Raw genomic sequence first — 21,271 nt, 5'->3', positions numbered from 1 at the left:
TATGAAATCAAAAATAGCAAACGATCTTGATGAGTTATTGACAGCTAATGTCATTAATCAAGAGGTCAAAGAAAACATAATGCAGTATTATTTGCATAAAAAAGATGCGCAACCTAATAGGTTGTTCGCCATTTTTGGAGTGCTTGGTTCCTTACTCGTGGGTTTAGGAATTATATTAATACTTGCGCATAACTGGGATGATTTTCCTAGAAGTGTAAAAACGATTTGGGCATTTGTTCCATTAGTGATTGGACAAATGTTTGTAGGCTATACTTTATTGAAAAACCGTAAACCAGCTTGGAAAGAAACTGCAGCGACATTTCTGTTTTTTGGGATTGGAGCTAGTATATCATTGGTAAGTCAAGTATATAATATTAAAGGCGAAATGTCATCTTTTTTATTGACATGGATTGTACTTGCGATTCCATTAATATACTTAATGAAATCCTATGCAGTCACTTTACTGCATTTGCTCTTTGCAACAATTTATGCTTGTAATTTAGGGTATTTCAATAGCGATATTCCATGGGATTATGTCCTATTAATCTTAGCGGTATTGCCAGTTTATTTAGGTAGGTTGAAAACGATGCCAAAGGCTAATACAACAGTAATTTTACATTGGTTATTTCCATTAAGTGTACTTATCTCATTAGGAAATTTTATCTCGGGAAATGACAGTCTTGGTTTTGTCTTGTACATATTACTATTCTCAATTTTTTATAATATTGGAAAGTTGTCGTATTTTAAAAATGCCTCTTTAAGAGGAAATGGATACCTAATATTAGGCTCTGTTGGTACCATTATAACTTTGCTTATTACAAGCTTTAGTTGGGTATGGGATGAGTTCCATTTTTCTAATTATACTACGCAAGATTACGCAATAACTATTGTGTTAGTAATAATAGTTGTTGGGTTGATAGCAAATATGTTTAGAGCTAGCACTTTAAAAGAATTTAATTTATTTCAGTTTGCTGGTTTAATTTTTACGGGTATTTATATATCCAATGCAACTCTAGTTGGGCTTTCTCCTTTATTAATAAATTTATTAATAATTGCTTTAGGTATTATTGCAATTGTAATAGGTGCTAAACGAAATAAGTACAGTATTCTTAATTATGGTTTAGTAATCATTACAGCATTAATAACCTGTCGTTTCTTCGATACAAATATTTCTTTTATAGTTCGTGGATTGCTGTTTATGGTAATTGGTGCAGGCTTTTTTGGAGCAAATTATTTTATGTACCGCAAGCAATCTCAATTACAATCTCAATTAAAACTTAAGGAAGATGAATAAAATAATAATCATACTCGTTTTTGGTGTTATGGTTCTTGCACAATTATTTGTGCCAGGAAATATGATATACCAACAGGAAGCTGTTTTAACGGAAGGAACCGCTTATAAATTTAAAACGCGTCCTATTGATCCAACCGATCCGTTAAGAGGGAAATACATATTTCTAGATTATCAAATGAATTTTGTAGCAGCAAATAATGATTCTATAAGCTATGGGGATACTATTTATGTATATATTGAAAATGACGAAAATGGATTTGCAGTCGCGACTAAAGCTAGTAAAACACCCTTAGATACCGAACAGGATTTTATTGTTACAACAGCAACTAATAGTTACGATGATTCAGTGCATTTTAATCTTCCTTTTAATGTTTTTTATATGGAAGAGTCAAAAGCTTATGAGGCTGAAGTATATGTTCGTGAAGCAAATCGTGATGCAGATTTAGAAAATTGCTATGGTTTGGTTTATATAAAAGGAGATAAAGCAGTATTAAATGATGTAATTGTAAATGACATATCTATTAAAGATTACGTACTACAAGAACGATTGGATTAATAGAAAACATCTGCTTAAACTATGTGGATGTTTGTTTTGATGATGGAGAAACGATCTTACTTTGAGGTCGTTTTTTTATTGCGAAAATGAGCTAAAAAACATCTTTACACTTTATTATCAAATAGATGCGGAATTAAGTTCTAAAAAATTAAATTTGCACAACAAAAATTCAAAAATATTATTATGAAAAAAACATTACTTTTTTTAGCAATTTCTTTAGCTAGTTTATCGACACTTTGTGCGCAAAATGTACACGTAGGTGTTGGTGGAGGAATACCTGTAGGTGATAGTTCAGAAACCTATAGTGCATCAGTTGAAGCAACTTTTTCTTTTCTATTTGACGTAAATGAAACTTTTAAAGTAGGTCCTATGGCTTCTGTGCATCACTATTTCGGAAAAGAAGCAGGTAGCGGAGATAATACTTTTGTATATGAAAATGTAACGTTTATTCCTGTAGGTATGGAGGTTCGTGCTAAGTTATCTGAAAAAATGTATTTAGGTGGCGAAGTCGCTTATGGTTTAGGTTATTCGCCAGCAGAAAATGGACTTTTTTATAAGCCATTTTTAGGATATAAAATTTCAGAAAGTTTAGGTGTAGTTGCCTCTTTTTCAAGAATCACTAGTGATAGTAACAATATAAACTCAGTAAACTTAGGAATTAACCTTCTTACTTTTTAAGTTTAGTAAAATCTAAAGTGTACTAATTAATGTGCACTTTAAATATAAAAAAAACGACCTTTTTAATTAAAGGTCGTTTTTTTATTTATATAACTGAAACAAATAATCCTTCTTCGGTTTTTTCAACCTTAGCTATCTTGTTTTTAGTTAAACCTTTAATGGTTTTATCCCATTTCTTATTGCTTAATCCACTTGCTTCTTTAAGGGCATTAAGTTCCATTGGATTACTTGTTTTTAGCATTTTTACAACAGCTTTTTCATCTTCACTCATTGCAACAGTTTTCTTCTCTGGTCTCATTTGAGGGAAGAATAATACTTCTTGAATAGACGGGTTGTTAGTTAGATACATTATTAATCTATCCATCCCAATTCCCATTCCACTTGTAGGAGGCATACCATATTCTAATGCACGTAAAAAGTCGTAATCAATAAAGGCAGTAGCTTCGTCGTCACCTTTTTCAGCTAATTTAAGTTGTGCTTCAAAACGTTCGCGTTGATCTATTGGATCATTTAATTCGCTATATGCGTTTGCAATTTCTTTACCACAAACCATCAACTCAAAACGCTCTGTTAATTCAGGATTGTCTCTGTGTTCTTTGCAAAGCGGACTCATTTCTTTAGGGTAGTCTGTAATAAAAGTAGGTTGAATGTAGTTTCCTTCACATTTCTCACCAAAAATCTCATCAATTAATTTTCCTTTCCCCATTGTTTTGTCAACGGTAATTCCCATTTCAATACAAGCAGCTCTTAACTCATCTTCACTTTTACCAGTAATATCAAAACCAGTAAAATGCTTAATTGAGTCTGCCATAGTTACACGGGCATAAGGTGCTTTAAAGTTTATAGTGTGTTCGCCAAAAGTAGCTTCTGTCGTTCCATTAACTTCCATTGCACAAAATTCTAATAATTGCTCACAGAAATCCATCATCCAGTTATAATCTTTGTATGATACGTATATTTCCATAGCTGTAAACTCTGGATTATGCGTGCGGTCCATACCTTCATTTCTAAAGTTTTTAGAAAACTCATAAACTCCATCGAAACCACCAACAATTAATCGCTTTAAGTAAAGCTCATTTGCAATTCTCATATATAATGGAATGTCAAGTGAGTTGTGGTGAGTTATAAATGGTCGTGCTGCTGCACCACCAGCTATAGGTTGTAAAATAGGAGTTTCTACTTCAAAGTATTCACGTTCATTAAAGAAGGTACGCATTGCATTAAACAATTTTGTACGTTTCATAAAAACTTCTTTCACCTGTGGATTCACAACAAGATCTGCATAACGTTGTCTGTATCGTTGTTCAGGATCTGTAAAAGCATCGTGTACTTTTCCATCTGCATCAACACGTGGTTGAGGTAGTGGTTTTAATGCTTTAGAAAGTAGCTTGAAGTTTTTAACCATTACGGTTTTTTCACCTACCTGCGTAGTGAATAACTCACCTTCAATACCAATAAAATCACCAATATCTAATAATTTTTTATACACTTCATTATAAAGTGTTTTGTCTTCTCCATCGCAAATTTCGTCGCGATTAAAGTACACTTGTATTCTTCCTGTGCTGTCTTGTAATTCTGCAAATGAAGCTTTTCCTTGAATACGACGAGACATTAATCGACCAGCGATAATTACCTTTTTACCTTCTTCAAAATCCTGTTTTATCTGTTTACTTGTGTGATTTACAGGAAATAAATCTGCTGGATAGGGGTTGATACCCATCGCTCTTAGTTGGGCTAATTTTTCTCTACGTACAATTTCTAGTTCGCTTAATTGCATAATTTTAAAAGGGTTTTATCTTTAATAAAAAGCTTTTGCAAAATTATGGTTTTTGTAGCTATTATAACATATAATAAAACCTTTCTGATAAAGGAATTATCAAAAAGGTTTTAAGACCAAAAATTAGGAGTTGTACCTGAAACTATTCCGTAACCATTCCTGTTATTTTGAAAGTTTGTTGTGGAGTGGTTGCATTAGAGGTGATTGTGATGTTTTTAGAGAATTTCCCAATTCTTTTAGTATCATATTTTACTGTAATTTCACCTTTCTCATTAGCCATAACTGGTGTTTTTGAAAAACTAGGTACTGTACAACCGCAGCTAGATTTTACTTTTGTTATAATTAATGGAGCATCGCCAGTGTTTGTAAATTGAATAGTGCGAGTCCCATCACTATTCTTCTCGATCACTCCATAGTCGAGCGTTGTGGTCTCTAAAGAAATTTCGGCAATTGCTACTGGTGCTTTTTCAAAAGCGAGTTGGCTAAAGCCTGTTACTGACATTGCTAAAAATAATACGGTAATTAAACCTGTTTTTACTGTTGAGTTAATTGTTTTCATACTAAATTAATTTTGTGATTAATAATGAAACAAACTTCTTGTAAAAAACAGTAAAGTCAATTAAATATAGGGTTGAAGAAGGTACTAGACCCCCGTGGAATTATTTTAAATATAGTTTTTTAACCTCATCTCGAGAGGAAACATTCAGTTTTTTGTAGATGTTGTTGATGTGCGTTTTAACAGTGCTAACACTTACAAATAACAACGAAGCAATTTCTTTATTTGTTTTATTGTCTAAAATAAGAGCGAGTACTTTTTCTTCTTGATTAGAAAGTGAAGCTTTTGTTTGTGGAACAGGTTTATTTCTTTTTTTTCTGAAATAATACAGGTTTATCAATAGCGATATAATAACTACAATTATTAATAACGATTGCTGCCAAGGTATTGCATCCTTTTTCATAGCTGAAGCGAAAACTGTATCGGCTTCCAATTCGGCTTCATATTGTGAGGTGTAGTAGCTGTTAGGATATTTAGTTTGTAATCGCTGAAGTAAATCATCGTAATAAGGATTAGTCCTAATATCTTCTAAATAATAAGAATGTAAACTACTGCTTCGCTCACTTAAAAATGAAAATGCATATAGTTCCACTAAAGGTTCATTCATATCTGCACCAAATTGTTGCAGTTTTTCGAACCATTTTTTCGAATTCAATTTTCTATTCGCTTCACTTCGGTAGGTGCCGAAAGCATATTTCATATCATTTTTAAGCGAGTCTAATTTTAAAAGCGCATTTGCACTTTCGTTTTTAGAGAGTACGCGACAAAACATTTCATTTTCGAAAGAAAAAGGAAGTTCAATTTGTGTTGAGTTATTTGCAATAAACACAATTTCTTTGCTGTCATTACAATGCCCTGTAAAGTGGGAGCTTTGTTGTTCTTCTTCAGTGCAATTATCAATATGAATTCGATATAACTTATTGTCTTTTGCTAGCTTATTTCCGCTGAAATTAAAATTTCCGAGGGAATCAGCTTTTGTTTTATCGAGTATTTGCTCCGGGAAAACTCCTGAAACTTTTCGGTAATCATCTACTAAGGATAAGTAAATGGTACCGTTATCATACTCCTTATTTACCTTTCCTGAAAACTGATATTGCCCAAAAGCTCCAAAATAGCTGAGAGAGATTAATACAATAAATAGAGTTTTGATATTCATTAAAAGCTAAACTAAAAATATTAGGCACTAAGATACAAGATTGCAAAGTGTAACAAAATTAAAAAGTGACTACTCATTAGGTGTATTAAATTGTAATTTTGCTACTATGAGTATTTGGAGAGTAATTCTTGCTATCATTTTTCCACCACTAGCCGTAATTGGTAAAGGATGTGGTTCTATTTTAATTGTGTTAATACTAACATGTTTAGGGTGGATTCCTGGAGTAATTGCGGCATTAATAATATTAAATAATCCAGAAAATTAATTAAGATGAATCAACTTTTTAAATTGTTTATTGCGGTTGTTGTACTAACTGTTTCGAGCTGCACTGTAACTGAAAGTATCGTGTTTAATGAAAACATGGGCGGTACTTATAAAAACAGTTATGACCTCTCTACCATAATGAAAATGGCTGGCGGAATGACCCCACCTTCTGAAGGGAAAGAGAAAACAAAGATGGATACTTTGATTAATTTTAATGACTTTATGGTCGCATTTAAAGATAGTATAGCGACACTTCCTGAAGAAAAGCAAGCGCAACTTTTAGAAATGAAAGACATGACTTTGCACTTAAATATGGATGAGGATACTGGCATTTTTGTTATGGAAGTAAGTAAGCCGTTTAAGAATTTTAGTGATATTGAATTTGTATCCTATCAAATGGATGATATGTTCGCAATGGCAAAAGAACAAACAGGACAAAGTAAAACTGGAAATGATAGTTCTGGCTCTATGTTAGAAGCTGATAAGGTAACTTATAAGTTTACTGATAATACCTTTAGAAGAGTTGACCCTAAATTGTTGATAGAGGAAGGTGATACTTTTGATAGATTATTAGATACAGATGAGAATCAAACTGAAGAAGAAAAGAAATCTCAGGAAATGATGGATGAAATGTTGGGGCAGTTTGATGAAATGTTAGAGGAGTCTAGTATGACTCTAACCTATACATTTCCTAAAAAAATCAAATCAGTTTCTCATAAAAATGCTATTATTTCCGGAGATGGGAAAACAGTAACATTTACCACAGATATTAAGACGATTACGAAAGACAAGAAATTATTAAGCAATTTTGAGGTTGTTCTCGAAGAATAAAGAACTCGCATTTTGAATAAATTACTTACAGTAAAAGATCTAGGATTAAAGGACTACAAGGAAACTTGGGAGTATCAAGAGGAATTGTTTCAAGAAATATTAAATATTAAAATTAAAAATAGAAGGGAAGAGACTACCCTTGCGACACCTAACTATTTTTTGTTTGTGGAACATCCACATGTGTATACTTTGGGTAAAAGTGGAGATCTTGATAATTTATTAATTTCAGAATCTAAACTTGTTGAAATAGGCGCTACTTATTATAAAATAAATAGGGGTGGGGATATTACTTATCACGGTCCAGGGCAAATTGTAGGATATCCTATTTTAGATCTTGAAAATTATTTTACTGACATCCATAAATACCTTCGTCTTTTAGAAGAAATGGTAATTTTAACGCTAGCTGAATACGGTGTAAAATCTGAACGATCTAAAGGTGAAACTGGAGTTTGGTTAGATGTAGGAACACCATTTGCGCGTAAAATATGTGCTTTAGGTGTTCGCGCTAGTCGTTGGGTAACAATGCACGGTTTTGCTTTAAATGTGAATGCAGATTTGGGTTATTTTGATAATATGATTCCCTGCGGAATTAAAGGAAAAGCAGTTACTTCATTAAATGTAGAATTAGGCAAAGCCGAAATAGACCTTGAAGAAGTAAAAGGAAAATTAATGAAACATTTTCTAGCCTTATTCGAAGCTGAGAAAATATAAAAAAAGCCGAAGCATTAAAATTCTTCGGCTTTTAAGAAAAAAGTAGGTCAAGCATAATGTTATTTATTGAAACGTGTTAACAAACTACTGCTTGTAATTTTTCCGCGTCTATTGTAATCTTCTTGTTTTACCATTCCCACTCCTTCGGCAATCCATTGTTTAGAGGTGCTTGTGCGACTCATTCCCATTTCTATTGTATTTGTGTAACTTATAATATAGCAGTAAAATGAACCAGCAGGAGTTGTAATAGTATCTTGGTCAATTACGTTCCTATTAGTCATTAGTACATTCATTTCCATTTGTATACCGCTCATATCTATATTCATTTTCATAGTAGCATCAGGTAACTCTTGTCCTATTTGTAGGTTGTTAGGGAGTACAATATTAGTTCCAGAGATAGTAGTTTCAAAATCGCGATATTGATCAAATAATTGCGGATTTAATAATGATTCTAAGTTCATCGTTATTCCATTGTTTTCGCAATTGATTTTAAAGTTTCCTTCGTTTAATACTTTTTGGTTTTTATCTTTTAAAATAGAATTATAAGTCGCAGAATTATTAGTAACCTGCGAAACGGTGTAGTCAGTAATGGCAGCAACTTTGTTGTTTTTTCCATAGCTTGTAATTTGAAAATTAATGCCTTCTTCAAATGGATAAAACTTACTACAGTTATTTTGTGATATTGCTGAAACAGTCATTAACAATGTAATAACACTAATTGAGAGTACGTGTAGAGATTTCATAAAGTGATCTATTTTTTTTGTTCTAAATTTTTAATACGTTGTTCTAATTGTTCAATAAGTACTTGTTGATCTTGGATAGCATTTGTGAGTACAGGTATGATATCACTGTAATAAACACCAAGATATTTATTCTCTTTTTTTATTGTTGGGCCATCTTCTTTTTCAAGCTCGTAACTATGTGTTACTACAACTTCGGGAATTGTACTTAGTAGTTCTTCGGCAGAGAACCCTAACTTAGTTGAAGTATCAATACCATCTTTCCATTGATAGCTTATTGGGTTTAGTTTTAATATTTCGGCAAGACCATAATCAAGCGATTTTATATTTTTTTTAAGTCGGGTGTCACTAGTTTGAACTGTTCCATTAACTGCCCAAACGCTAGTCCATCTTTGAGCAGCATTACCAAGGCTAAATGGGGAAGTGGAACTCATTGGGTAATATGGAAGCCAACTGCCATAAACTGACATTTGCAAATTTCCAGAGTCCATTATATACTCCGTAGTACCTATTTGTACAGCGGTACCATTTGTAAAATTAGGTGTGTAAAAAGCTGCAACATAATCTACTGGGCTGCCATTAATTATATCTCCATCATTTGCAAGTCCTGCTGAAGCATTACCCACAAACATGACATCTTCACCCGCATTTATTCTAAACGCATTGGGGTTATTATTTGACTCAATAACAAAGTCTACATCCAATCCCTGCTCATTAAATACGGTGTTAAAGCCGGCGTCAATTCTATGTTGTACAGTGTTATTTCGGTATAGTAACAAAGCACCGTCTTGGTCTGCGACATTAAATAAACGAGCAACTCTTGTACCTGAAACCGCATCTTCTGTGACAACAACTTCACCGCCAAAATAACTATTTCCATTATCATTAACTTGAAAATGTGTTGTTCCATTATCCTGAACATTAAAGTCGCCAATACCAGATAGATTAAAATTTAAACTATTATTGCCATGATTAATTGAAGAATTTTGATTTAAAGTGCCGCCTAAAACAATTTCGTTTCCAGCTAATGTTAAACCATTACTTGCACTAATGTTTTCGGTTGAAATTTTCTCCCAAACGACACCTGTAAATACATAAAACCCTATACCGTCACCACCTGTTGTAGCGGTATTTGTATTCCAAATTAATAGTCCAGTTGCAGCTGTATTACTACCGTCTAACATAGTTGTTGTTACATTAGTTAAGGAAACCCTTGGTGCAAGTATTCCCTTATCTACAGCTGTTATATCTAGTATTGAAGATTCGTCTGGCATCACTGTGCCAATACCCACTTGTGCATTTAAAGTTACGTGAATAAAAAGTCCCACGAAACATACTATTGAAGCAATATTTTTCATCATTTTTTTTTAAAAGTTATGGTTTCGACTACCTTATTATTATCTACAATCTTTAGCAGATATTCGCCTTTTTTAAGGTGCGCAATATTCAAATAGATTTGTGTAGACAAGTATTGGGGCAACTCGCCTTCAAGTATGTTTGTTTTTTTTGGCATTGAAAAAAGGCGAATCTGATAGATCGCAATTGGGAGTTTATAGGACGTTATTTTTTTATTTTTTCTGAAATTTTATGGATTGTGTAGCATCTTCAGAAACAACTTTAGCAATGTAGATTCCTTGTGGTAAATGTGAAATATTTATAGTTTCGCTGTTGGAATCTCCTTGATGTTTTAATACTTGTTGTCCAAGGATATTGAAAATTGATATTGATGTAAGTTCCGTGCTACCGTTAATTTGAATGTTATCAATAGCTGGGTTTGGATACAAAGCAATTGTGTTTGTTATTTCGGAAGTTTCTACGGCTAAAATTTCTCTATCCATAATAGCAATATCAAATACAACGTTTTCAGGCATAACCCCTAAGTCTTCTCTGAAAATACTCCAGTGTGATCCATCGTAATAAATACCTAAAGGCGAATCTAAAAGAACTTCACTGCTAGCACCTCCTAGTCCATAATAATGTGTAAATACAAACAACGCGTTTGGATTATTATTTAAATATGGATTATCAATCACAGAACCATTGCCAGAAATACTTGCTACGCTTGTAGTGTGTGAGTCATTTTCTGTAGCTGAAGTAGCAATTAGTATTTTATAAGCAGAGTCTTCGGGAATAGTAGTTATCGACTCAGAAAATATTGAGCGTTTATTTGTAGAACTTACATAATTCATCCCATAATTACTTGGGTTGTAAATTGCGTTAGGATTGTAGTAGCTGCTAAAAAAAGTATACGGTCCCGGATTTGAATTGTTTAATTCAGGATGATCAATATCTGTTTCTGCTCCAAATATATTAGCTGGAACCGCAATATGGTCGAAGCATTTACCTTCATCAGCAATGTAGATTGCAAAACTTGCATTTTCTACCATCACCTCGCTAAAGTTTTCATTATAGATAGTCCATTTTGAAGCTCCAGAGTTATACCATAATCCGTCAATATTATTGTTATAAACTCCTTCAGGGTTAAAGTAGTGATTATAGGTTAAGCAGGCATTTGGATTTTCGTTTAAATCTGGATGATCTATAATTGTGAAGTTTCCGTTTATGTTTTCCGAAGTTGCGGTATGGACAAACATTTTTTCCTGAGCCATTACACTCAAAGTGATTAAAAATGTGAAAAGTGATACTAGTGTTTTCATAATATAAGGTTTAATTAGTTAGACAGTTCAAATCTAAAATGTTTAAAACCATACTGTTATGAGGTATGTAACGAAAACTAGTACTAATGTAACAATACTTGTGTGTAGTTGATTTTACTGGGTGTTAAGGGAGTTTATTTCGGCATATTTCGTAGGACTTAAACCATATTCTTGCTTAAAACACTTCGCAAAATACGATGGGTCGTTAAATCCTACTGTGTATCCAACTTCAGAAATAGAGATTTTATCTTGTTTCAATAATAAGGTAGCGGCTTTTAATCGCTGACTTCTTAAAAACTCAGTTGTTGACTGTCCTGTAAGTGCTTTCAATTTGCGGTGAAGTTGCATTCTGCTCATAGCCATAACCTCGTGAAAACGAGTCGCGTTAAATTCAGCATCTGTAAGATGTTTATCCATCGTTGATTGTAGCTGATCTAAAAATTGTTCTTCTGCTGATGTTATTTCAATTTCCTTAGGTCTTAAAATTACTTCTTGTGAAAATCGCTCTTGTAGTTTTCTGCGGTTTTCAAGTAAATTATGTACTTGCGCTTTCAATAATTGTGAATTGAAAGGTTTAGAAACATATGCATCTGCTCCTATATTGTTACCTTTTATTTTATCTGCATCTTCCACTTTAGCGGTCAATAATATAATAGGAATATGCGCTGTTATTGGATTGCTCTTAAGTTGTTTTGTAACTTCAAAACCATCTATTCCTGGCATCATGATATCACATATAATAATATCTGGGATATTAGTAGTTGCACTTTCAATTCCATCGTTTCCATTTGCAGATTCATTGACAATAAAAGTTTCATTAAAAATAGAATTCACGTAATTTCTAATGTCAATTGTATCTTCAATTATATGTAATATAGGAGCATCTTCCTTAGAAGTTGATTTTGATAATAATGTTTCATCAATGTTTTTAGCAATTTCTGATGTAAATTCAATATGAGGCGAGTCTACTATTTCATCTATGTTAAAAGCGCTTTTTTGATAAGGTAAGTAGATGATAAATTCTGTTCCTGTTTCGTGGTTACTCGTTACTTTAATAATTCCTTTATGTAGCGTAATCAATTCTTTAGTAAGGGCAAGTCCTATTCCTGTTCCCGGATTATTTGGATCTGTTTGATAGAACCGTTCAAATATTTTAGAAGTTTCATCATCATTTAAATAAGTGCCGCTATTTTTAACCGAAATTTTATAAATCCCATCTTCTAAAGTGCCATTAAAGTGAATGCTTCCATTTATAGGAGTATATTTAAAAGCATTACCAAGTAAATTAACGCAAACCTTTTCTAAAACATCACGATCAAACCAAGCCATTTCATTCAATGTACTAATTGATGAAACAAATTTGATTGCATTTTCCTGACTTTTATAAATAAAAAATGCTGCTTGAGCTTTTAAAAATTCAGATAAATTTCCGGCTTGTACTTTCAATTTAAAAGTACCGCTTTCTAACTTTGATAAACCTAGTAACTGTTTTACTAAGCTTTCTAAACGTTGCGCGTTTTGCTTAGCTGAAGTAAGATTTTTTCGTTCCGAAAAGGTTAATGTGCCATTTTCTAATTGGTCTTCAATTGGCCCTTTTATTAATGTCAATGGAGTTCTAAACTCGTGAGATATATTGGCAAAGAATGTTGACTTAGCAATATCTAACTCTTGAAGTTTTTTATGAATTTTTTGTCTATTTTTATATTGAAAAAAGAAAAATAATCCTAGGATGCTTGTAATACATAATCCGCCAAGTAATAAATTTCGCTGATTTGTTTTTTGTTGTTCAGCTAATTTTTTTTGAGAGGTGAGTAACTTAATTTCACGATCCTTACTTTCGGTTTCATAGATGGCTTCAATTTCTTTTATTTTTTCAGAACTCTGTATTCTTTGAAGTGAATCTTGAAGTCTTTTAGCCTTATTGCTATACGCATATGCTTCTTTAAAGTTTCCTTGTAAACTCAATATTTGAGCTTTATAAAATAACAACTCCTGTGTAAGCTTACTATTTTGAGCATCTATATTTAAAACCCTTGCTTCTTCTAAATAATAGCGTGCTTTTTTTAGATTATTTTTAGAGAGTTCTAGTTTTACTATTTCTAATGCTCCTTGTGCAGCTTCAAAAGGCCTATTGTTATCTTTATGATTAGTGAAACTTTCGGTAAAGAATATTTCGGCTTTTTTTAGATTATTTTTTTTAAGTTCTAATTGCCCTAGATAGTGGGCTATTTCAGCAACTAAACGTTGGTCTTCTGCTTTTTTAAAATATACATAAGATGTAGAAAGTAAACTATCTGCGATTTTTATTTTTTCGGTTTGTAAATAGGCTTTTCCTAGAAAAATATTCGTTGTGTTTTTGTAAAATTGAGAAGCACCTTCAGGTAGTTTAGTGAATTCACTATTCGCTTTTTCAAATTGATTAATTGCGGTAGGATACTCTTCTAATTCTAAATAAATATTCCCAAGATTTTGATAAGCTGCCGCAATCACATCTGGACGTAAAGCTGCTTTTTGATGCATAGAATCTACCTTTAGCAACTGTGTGATGGCATTATTCATATCATTTTTTCTTGAATATGCTGTAGCTAAAGCGGTATGGGAATCTGCAATAATCATATCTTCAGTGGGGCCACTATTTTTTATACTTGCGATAGCATTTTTACTTGCGGTTATGGATTTTTCCATTTCACCCAGTAAATAATAAGTACGTCCTAAATTATTATAAGCTCGCCCTTTTCCAATGTTGTAATCTAATTCTTTCGAAAGTTTAAGCGATTTATTAAAATAGATTAATGCGCTATCATTTTGTTGAACTCGCTTAAAACAAGCACCTAGTAAATAGTCTGCATCTGCAATACCTTTTCCGTAATTTAGGTTTGTAGCAGTTGTTCTTATTTTTCGTCCGTAGAAAAATGCACTATCAGGAATAGGATTTACATATTGGGCCAGTTTAGTGCGATAGTTAATTATTTCTAAAGAATCTTGTTCGCTAATTATTTCAACGTAAGGTTGCTTTTGAGCAATACAAAATACCGAAAGTAGTAGACTGCTAAGGTAAAGAAGCTTTTTCACTGGTTGTTCTATTTACATACATTAAATATACGCAATAGTAAGTAAACCAAATACTTATGGCTATTACATATGTAACAAACATAAGTTACGTACGTAACAACAGGTGTTAATTTATTTGGTAAAGCAGCAGTTGCTTGTCATTACCAAGTGTGAGTAGTTGTAGTTTTTTAGCTGTAGTTCTGTACAAAACCGCAGGAGTAGTTCCATAAACAGGGAAGCCTTCAAGTAGTCTGCCTGTTGAATCGTAAACGTAGACTTGATTTTCCTGAGTTTCAGTGACTGTGATATAGGTGTTTTTATTCGATGTGTGTATGTGTGGTGCGGTATAAATACCAAAAGGAAGTTCAATAATCTTCCCGTCAATATTAAGAATATTGTCATTTAATAAAACAATTAGATTATTTTCAGTGTCAAGTCTAAATTGCCCTGCGCCATCAAGTTTTTTTCGCTGAATTTTTCCGCTTTGCGATATCGTTACTTGCTCATTTTTCTTAGTGATAAATGCAAATTGAGTCCCTTGCTTATGAATGCCATCTTCAGATATATCAAACTTATCAGAAACGGAAATCCTTGATTTACCTGTTCTGCTTAAAAAGTTGATTTTACCAGTGTCTTCAGTTATTAATATGTAATCTTTAGATCCAAGTCGAAGGTGTTTAGGTGAAGATGCAATGGTGTTTTTTGTTTTTTTAAACGTGAACCCTTTAACTGTTTTTGCTTTTTTATCGTACATTAATACTTCTTTTCCTTGAACTACTAAAAAACGATATTTTCTATTTCCGTCGTAATCAAAAACTGAAAGTGGTTGTGTTACTTCATCTTTAAATCTAATAGGAAATGGCGCAACATCTTTCCCTCTATTGTCAATAACATAAAACCCATCCTTTGTTGTAAAAGCAAGTTGTTGTTTTCTGTTTTTATTTAAATCAATAACTGTAATTTCTCCTAACACAGGATTGTCAAAATTTCGTGACCATACTTTAGTGCCATTGTCGCTAAATGCATAAAGTGTATTCTCAATATCCTGAGTGATAATATTAGTTTTTTTAGAAGATGTATTATTTAGAAAAATCGCTTTTCCTAATATAGTATTGGGAATATCTATTTCAGAAATCTGACTTACAGGTATTTGTGGCGCATTACTTTTCTGCTCTTTTATGCTCGCAAGTGCAACATTAGCATAATCTTTCTCAACGATTAATTGCTTTACAGTAAGTAGTCCTTTTCTGTTTGTATTGTTATTTCTATTTGGTTCAAACGTCGTGACTAAAATATCATTACTAATGTTGTTTCTACCTATGTAAACAATAGTAGCAGCATTGCTAAGCACGTTTTGTAGAGCTATGTAGTTTTGGTCTTTTGCAAGTACTATTGAAGCTTGTAATGCTCTAATATAATCTTCGGCAGCAGTTACTGAGCTGGTTGCAATAAGGTAATTTTCAAATCTAAATAAGGTGTTTAATTCTTCTGAAATATTCAAAACTGAAACCTTGTTATTTATAAAATCACCATCTTCTTGAATGGTATATAACATTACACCTCTGTAATCAACATTTTCAGTTAGGTACATTTCTATACTTTCTAATGAAAGAGAAGCATCTAGACTTTTAGCTACCACAAATGAGTCAGTACCCACAGTACCTGAAGCAAACTCTTGAAGAGTTTCGAAAAAAGTACTTTGAGCTATAGAAACTTTTTCTGAACTTTTAAGTAACTGAACACTGTCCGAAAAGCTAATTATAGTAGCACCATCAATGGTAACGGGTAATACTTGTGGGATGGTTATCGGTTGAGGTTTTTGATTTTTAAATGAATCAATAAAATAAGGAAGCGTGTCATTAGATTTCAAAATACCGTGAGCAGAAAATAAATCGTTATCAGTAGTGTAGGCATAACCCTCCCAATAAGAGCCAAAACTCAAACTGTCGTTAAGTGGGTTATTTTTAATATGCTTAGTGAAAATAGCTGTACTATCTACAACAGCCTTATTAATACTATTTAACGCAGGTTGTATGTTAATTGAATTACGCATCAACGTTGTTAAATGTTGTTGTGAAGAGCTTAATATATAGATGCTATCTTTTATAGCGGAGAATAAAATAGCGTCATCAACTGTTATTTTTTGAAACTCAAATTTTTCAATTTTAAGTGTTTCAATTAAGCGATTGGGTAAGCTGTCTATTTTTAAAAGACTATCAGCCCATTTAGTGTGGATACTAAAATCTCCTTTTGAAGTAATAGCAATTAGAGTTTCATCACTAGGGTTAAAATACTGGAGTAGATTTTCACTCTTTAGAATTTCGGCTATGCCATTTGTTGCAATTGACTCTTGAGAATTATCTTGTTTTAATGCTGCTAGAAAGTTATTGAAATTTTCTGTTTTGACAACACTTGTACTGTTTTGCGGAATAGTGTCCCAAACTGTTTTTGCAGTTGAAGATGGATCTGTACAATTGTATAAAACAAGTGTGCTTATAAGTAACAGGTATTTTAGAACAGTTTTCACAAAACAAAAATACTAGCTTAAATAATGTAATGGTTGCTAATTGCGTATACTTTATTGACGTGTTTTCAACAAAAATTTATGCTTTAAACATCTAGTTTTAATTGTTCGGGTAGTAGTCTAAAACTCATTCTGTGAAAAGGGGTTGGGCCATATTTTTTAATTGCTTCACGATGTACTTTAGTTGGGTAGCCTTTATTTTGTCTCCAACCATATTCTGGATATTTAGCATCGAGTTCTTCCATATAAATATCGCGATATGTTTTAGCAAGAATACTAGCTGCTGCAATGTGTAAAAACTTTCCGTCACCTTTTACTACGGTTTCGTAGGGCGTATTTCCATAGGGTTTAAACCTATTTCCATCAATAGCAATAAATTGTGGTTGCGGGGTTAGTTGCGCAATACTTCTATGCATTCCTAAAATTGAAGCATTCAAAATATTAATTTTATCAATCTCCTCCATCATTACATGTGCAACACCGTAGCTAATTGCTTCTGCTTCAATAATGGGTTTTAATTGCATTCTTTTTTTATGCGTGAGCTGTTTTGAGTCTGTTAGCCAAGGGTGTGAAAAATCGTCTGGCAATATAACGGCTCCAGCTGTAACTGGTCCTGAGAGGCAACCACGACCTGCTTCGTCTGTGCCACATTCAATTAATTCGTTATGTATTTTAAGTTGAAGCATTAGTGTATGTAATGTCGTCTTTGATTTAGAACAATATAATATTAGCAAATATTAAAATTTTCGCTGTAAAGCAAGAGACAAAAAAAATATACCTTTGTCATTATCGTTAACAAACTATGAAGCACTGCTTATTTTTATTGATAGTTCTTACTTCCTTCGGAAGCGCTTTCGCACAAAAACCTGAACGTGCAAAACCAGAGCGTACAAAGTCAGCGCCAAAAAATGAGAAACCACCAATAACCGATTATTTGATAATCTCTGCAGAAAGAGATACTACCTATGTAGACACTACACTCAATATTAAAAAATTATACAAGTTTAATTATTTGCGAAAAGACGATTTTGAATTACTCCCTTTTGCAAATGCAGGGCAGACTTATAATTCACTTTCGGTAGATTTATCAAAGAATAATCTAAAGCCGTTATTCGCAGCACAATCACATCATTTTAATTATAAACATATTGAAGATGTTAACTACTATAATGTTCCCACGCCACTTACCGAATTATTTTACAAAGGTGCTTTTGGGCAAGGGCAAATGCTTGATGCTTTTTTTACCGTAAACACATCGCGCCAGTTTAATTTTTCTATCAATTACAAAGGATTACGTTCTTTAGGTAATTATCAACAGAGCTTGACAAGTACAGGTAACTTAGTTTTTACTACAAATTATCATACTAAAAATAACCGTTATAACATTAAAGCTCATTTTGCTGCTCAAGACGTTTTAAATAGAGAAAATGGAGGTTTAACAGATAACTCTTTACTACTTTTTATTAATGATGATAGCGAATTTAGTGATAGGGGTCGATTAGATGTAAACTTTGAAGATGCTGAAAACAAATTAGAAGGTATCCGTTTCTATGGAGAACAAGAATATGAACTTATACAAAGAAAGGATAGTACAGATGCACTTTCTATAAAACTAGGAAACATTCTATCGTACGAAGATCGATTTTTTGAATATCGCCAGTTAACTGCTTACAGCCCTTATGGGGAATCATTTGAAGCAACTAATCTACTTTCTACAACCAAGCTTGAAGATTTTAATGCGAAGGTGTATGCAAGTGCAAATCATTCGCTCTTCGGAAATATGACTGTTTTTACAGGATACACAGATTTTAATTACGGCTATAACACGGTCCTAGAATTAGACTCTGGGAGAATACCAAACAGAATTAAAGGGTCTATTTTAGAAGCTGGAGCAGCTTACCAAAAAAAATATCGCGGTTTTGAATTAAATGGAAAAGCTGCCATTAATATTTCGGGCGAGTTTGATGGGAATTATATAGAAGCTTCTGCTGGCTATAAACTTAATGAAGATTTAATGGGGAAAGCCTCCCTCCATATTCACTCTGCTGCACCAAATTTTAATTTTCTATTATATCAGAACGACTATATTAACTATAATTGGAAAAACGAATTTAATAATGTGAAAACACAAGAGCTTAGGTTTGATTTACAATCAAACAAACTAGCTAATGTTTCTGTGAGCTATACGGGTGTTGATGATTACACGTATTTCGCAATCCAAGCAAACGATTCTACACCCACGCCACAACAAGCTACCGAACGTGTAGATTACTTAAAAATAAAAGCAGAACGTACATTTAAATGGAGAACTTTTGCTCTTGCAAATACAGTTATGTATCAAAATGTAGTAGGAGGGAATGATGTTTTTAATGTCCCAGAATTTACAACAAGACAATCATTATTTTACCAAGACGAGTGGTTTAAAAAAGCTTTGTATTTAGAAACAGGGGCAACATTTAAGTATTTTACTAAATATAATATGAATGCCTATGATCCCGTTCTAGCAGAGTTTTATGTTCAAAACGAACAGGAGCTAGGTGGTTTTCCTTTGGTAGATTTATTTTTCAATGCTAAAATTAGACAAACACGAATCTACTTTACTTGGGAGAATTTCAATTCAATGTTTAATAGTAGTAATAATTATTTTTCTGCTCCTGGATATCCATACAGAGACTCAACTTTTAGATTTGGCTTAGTTTGGGATTTCTTTTTATAAATTAAGTGTAATTCAGTCTTCTTAATTCAAACTATCTAGTACTCTTTGAGCAGCTGCTCTTAATGAATCACGGCGATTTATATTCTTAATCGAATCTCGTTTGTTTACACTAATTGTTTCAATAATTTCATTTGAAATTGCAATAGAGTCAGTAGCTACATCAATATCTTTTCGAGTAGGGTATAACTGTTCATTTGTTAAGTTTTCACTTGTTTGCCATGTTTCGCCCATCTGCGCTAATATTTGAGTTTCCCATTGAGATGGGTGTTTTGCATCTACCCAAATTACATCGCGATATTCCGTGTCCACTAAAGCTAAATCTGGGGTTGCTGCACCATCAAACTTTTTACTGTCATCACGTTTTGCTGCAATAGTACTAATTACAAAAAGCCTTTTTCTGCCAGCAATTTCTTTGATAAAAGGTCTAAATTCTACAGGTTTATTAACAGACCAATCGTATTCTTTTTTAGATTCAATTACTTTTAAAGGCATTGCACTAACTCCTGCAAGTCCTTCTTTTTTAGCTCCGTGATTATAATAATAAAGTTTATCAGTTCCATCTGCAGGAATCAATACGCTAAATGATAAGCTAGTTCTTTCTTCCCCTATTGGTTCAAGACCAAACCAATGATACAAGCCACTAAAGGCATCTGTCGTCATTCCGCTAAAATTGAAATCGGTTACAAATGGTTGCTGATTTTCATCGTCTTTTAAATCTGGAATTTTTACAGCCGTTTCCATATTCCAAGGTAATGGGTCTGTAAACCCACCAAGAAATTGTAATGATTCTGCTTGCAATCTCGATACACTTTCGGCAAGTGTATTTTGTCTAGTTAAAAATGGATGTTTCTGTGTCTCTTCAGGCGAAACATAAGTTCCTTTTCCTATGGTGATTCGTTCAATATAATCACTTGTATCGTGTTCTCCAGGTTCAATAATCATAACTCCACCGTATGACGGATAAGGGAAAAAGAAGCCTTTCCATTTTATAAGACTTACCACTTGCACCCATTTTCCGCTGTCATCTTTCATATAGAAAACCTCACTAGGTTCTAGCGTAAACAATTGTAAAAAATTAAAGCGCTGTACTACGGCGTTGTAGGTATTTCGGCTAAACGCAAGCGATTCTCCTATAGCAAATGTTACCGGTATTCTATTCGCATCTGCAAATCGCGGAAATGGCGAAGTACTTGCAACCGCGAAAATCTCTTCGGTATTATCACTCATACGCTGCCACGAATATTCCTTTGCGGGTTGTACTGCCATAGTCCATTGATTAGTACTGTCAACTCTTACAAGCTGCGGTGGCGACACTTCTTGTGTCTCGCCAATAGATTCGTAGGCCATTGTTACAATGTTATTGTATGGCTGTATACGTTCGTTTTGGGTTAAAGGTAATTCGTCAATTTCAACAAGGTCAAGATTATTGAATACATTATAAGTTTGCATGTACGCATACATGTCATTTTTCCATCCTATAAACCATCCTACGCCAAAAAATAATACAATACCTAACAGAATAAAAACACGTTTTCCTGTGGCTGCTGTGGCTCTAAATTTTCGCAATATAAACCAAAGGAATAGCCCACTCAATATTAATATGAAAATGTATTTTCTAAGAAACAATAATGCTGGTTGATAGTCATCTCTTAAAAAAAACAATAAAAGCAATATTACGATTGCGCCAATAATAACGATTCGTTTTTGTTTGCCTCCTTTTTGCCAGTATGCTTTCATCTTTTGAGTTTATAGTTTGTAGT

General features: G+C 33.0%; 17 protein-coding genes. 7 read left to right on the top strand and 10 right to left on the bottom strand.

Translation table 11 applies throughout. The annotated features are described in order from the left end of the window. Window position 1: 1 nt before the first annotated feature. The 3 genes from GBH57_RS00455 (at window position 2) to GBH57_RS00445 (ending at window position 2,528) form a co-directional block, all read left to right on the top strand. A complete protein-coding gene (locus GBH57_RS00455; RefSeq protein ID WP_151672086.1) occupies window positions 2-1,294 on the top strand; it encodes a DUF2157 domain-containing protein in 1,293 nt (430 codons plus the stop codon). Continuing rightward, window positions 1,287-1,850 (top strand): GDYXXLXY domain-containing protein, encoded by a 564-nt coding sequence (locus GBH57_RS00450; RefSeq protein WP_151672085.1) that lies wholly within the window; start codon window positions 1,287-1,289, stop codon window positions 1,848-1,850. The genes GBH57_RS00455 and GBH57_RS00450 overlap by 8 nt, the downstream gene beginning before the upstream one ends. Before the next feature lie 183 nt (window positions 1,851-2,033). Continuing rightward, the gene (locus GBH57_RS00445) at window positions 2,034-2,528 is read left to right on the top strand and encodes a hypothetical protein (protein ID WP_151672084.1); all 495 of its coding nucleotides are present in this window, start codon (window positions 2,034-2,036) and stop codon (window positions 2,526-2,528) included. A gap of 85 nt (window positions 2,529-2,613) precedes the next feature. Here the strand turns inward: GBH57_RS00445 and lysS are convergent, their stop codons facing one another. From lysS to GBH57_RS00430, 3 genes are all read right to left on the bottom strand, one after another. Then, the gene (gene lysS / locus GBH57_RS00440) at window positions 2,614-4,305 is read right to left on the bottom strand and encodes a lysine--tRNA ligase (RefSeq protein WP_151672083.1); all 1,692 of its coding nucleotides are present in this window, start codon (window positions 4,303-4,305) and stop codon (window positions 2,614-2,616) included. 142 nt (window positions 4,306-4,447) lie between these two features. Further along, window positions 4,448-4,864, bottom strand: coding sequence for a DUF1573 domain-containing protein (locus GBH57_RS00435; protein WP_151672082.1), 417 nt, complete (start codon window positions 4,862-4,864; stop codon window positions 4,448-4,450). Between the two features lie 100 nt (window positions 4,865-4,964). After that, complete coding sequence (locus GBH57_RS00430) at window positions 4,965-6,017, bottom strand: response regulator transcription factor (protein WP_151672081.1); 1,053 nt, start codon at window positions 6,015-6,017, stop codon at window positions 4,965-4,967. 106 nt (window positions 6,018-6,123) lie between these two features. Between GBH57_RS00430 and GBH57_RS00425 the strand changes: the two genes are divergently transcribed. Genes GBH57_RS00425 through lipB form a run of 3 tightly spaced genes read left to right on the top strand, consistent with a single transcriptional unit; the run spans window position 6,124 to window position 7,823 of the window. Continuing rightward, entirely contained in the window at window positions 6,124-6,282 is a 159-nt protein-coding gene (locus tag GBH57_RS00425) for a YqaE/Pmp3 family membrane protein (RefSeq protein ID WP_151672080.1), read from the top strand. Between the two features lie 5 nt (window positions 6,283-6,287). Then, the gene (locus GBH57_RS00420) at window positions 6,288-7,112 is read left to right on the top strand and encodes a hypothetical protein (RefSeq protein ID WP_151672079.1); all 825 of its coding nucleotides are present in this window, start codon (window positions 6,288-6,290) and stop codon (window positions 7,110-7,112) included. A 12-nt stretch (window positions 7,113-7,124) separates the two neighbouring features. Continuing rightward, window positions 7,125-7,823, top strand: a complete 699-nt coding sequence (gene lipB / locus GBH57_RS00415) for a lipoyl(octanoyl) transferase LipB (protein WP_151672078.1) — start codon at window positions 7,125-7,127, stop codon at window positions 7,821-7,823. Between the two features lie 59 nt (window positions 7,824-7,882). Here lipB and GBH57_RS00410 read toward each other — a convergent pair whose 3' ends face one another. From GBH57_RS00410 to rnhB, 6 genes are all read right to left on the bottom strand, one after another. After that, window positions 7,883-8,566 (bottom strand): TapB family protein, encoded by a 684-nt coding sequence (locus GBH57_RS00410; protein WP_151672077.1) that lies wholly within the window; start codon window positions 8,564-8,566, stop codon window positions 7,883-7,885. An 8-nt stretch (window positions 8,567-8,574) separates the two neighbouring features. Then, entirely contained in the window at window positions 8,575-9,924 is a 1,350-nt protein-coding gene (locus GBH57_RS00405) for a tail fiber domain-containing protein (protein ID WP_151672076.1), read from the bottom strand. Window positions 9,925-10,131: 207 nt separating this feature from the next. Next, the gene (locus GBH57_RS00400) at window positions 10,132-11,220 is read right to left on the bottom strand and encodes a T9SS type A sorting domain-containing protein (protein ID WP_151672075.1); all 1,089 of its coding nucleotides are present in this window, start codon (window positions 11,218-11,220) and stop codon (window positions 10,132-10,134) included. Between the two features lie 114 nt (window positions 11,221-11,334). Further along, window positions 11,335-14,292, bottom strand: coding sequence for a hybrid sensor histidine kinase/response regulator transcription factor (locus GBH57_RS00395; RefSeq protein ID WP_151672074.1), 2,958 nt, complete (start codon window positions 14,290-14,292; stop codon window positions 11,335-11,337). Window positions 14,293-14,398: 106 nt separating this feature from the next. After that, window positions 14,399-16,798 (bottom strand): hypothetical protein, encoded by a 2,400-nt coding sequence (locus tag GBH57_RS00390; RefSeq protein WP_151672073.1) that lies wholly within the window; start codon window positions 16,796-16,798, stop codon window positions 14,399-14,401. Between the two features lie 83 nt (window positions 16,799-16,881). Next, a complete protein-coding gene (gene rnhB / locus GBH57_RS00385) occupies window positions 16,882-17,481 on the bottom strand; it encodes a ribonuclease HII (protein ID WP_151672072.1) in 600 nt (199 codons plus the stop codon). A gap of 116 nt (window positions 17,482-17,597) precedes the next feature. On the opposite strand from rnhB, the gene GBH57_RS00380 reads away from it, so the two are divergent. Next, complete coding sequence (locus GBH57_RS00380) at window positions 17,598-19,511, top strand: putative porin (protein WP_151672071.1); 1,914 nt, start codon at window positions 17,598-17,600, stop codon at window positions 19,509-19,511. A 21-nt stretch (window positions 19,512-19,532) separates the two neighbouring features. Here the strand turns inward: GBH57_RS00380 and GBH57_RS00375 are convergent, their stop codons facing one another. Next, window positions 19,533-21,248, bottom strand: a complete 1,716-nt coding sequence (locus tag GBH57_RS00375; protein WP_151672070.1) for a hypothetical protein — start codon at window positions 21,246-21,248, stop codon at window positions 19,533-19,535. Window positions 21,249-21,271 lie beyond the last annotated feature (23 nt).

This window comes from Patiriisocius marinus (assembly GCF_008974325.1).
In the GTDB taxonomy this organism is placed as follows: Bacteria; Bacteroidota; Bacteroidia; order Flavobacteriales; family Flavobacteriaceae; genus Patiriisocius; species Patiriisocius marinus.
Note: the sequence above shows the minus strand (reverse complement) of the source record. Positions and strands in the feature narration are given on the sequence as shown.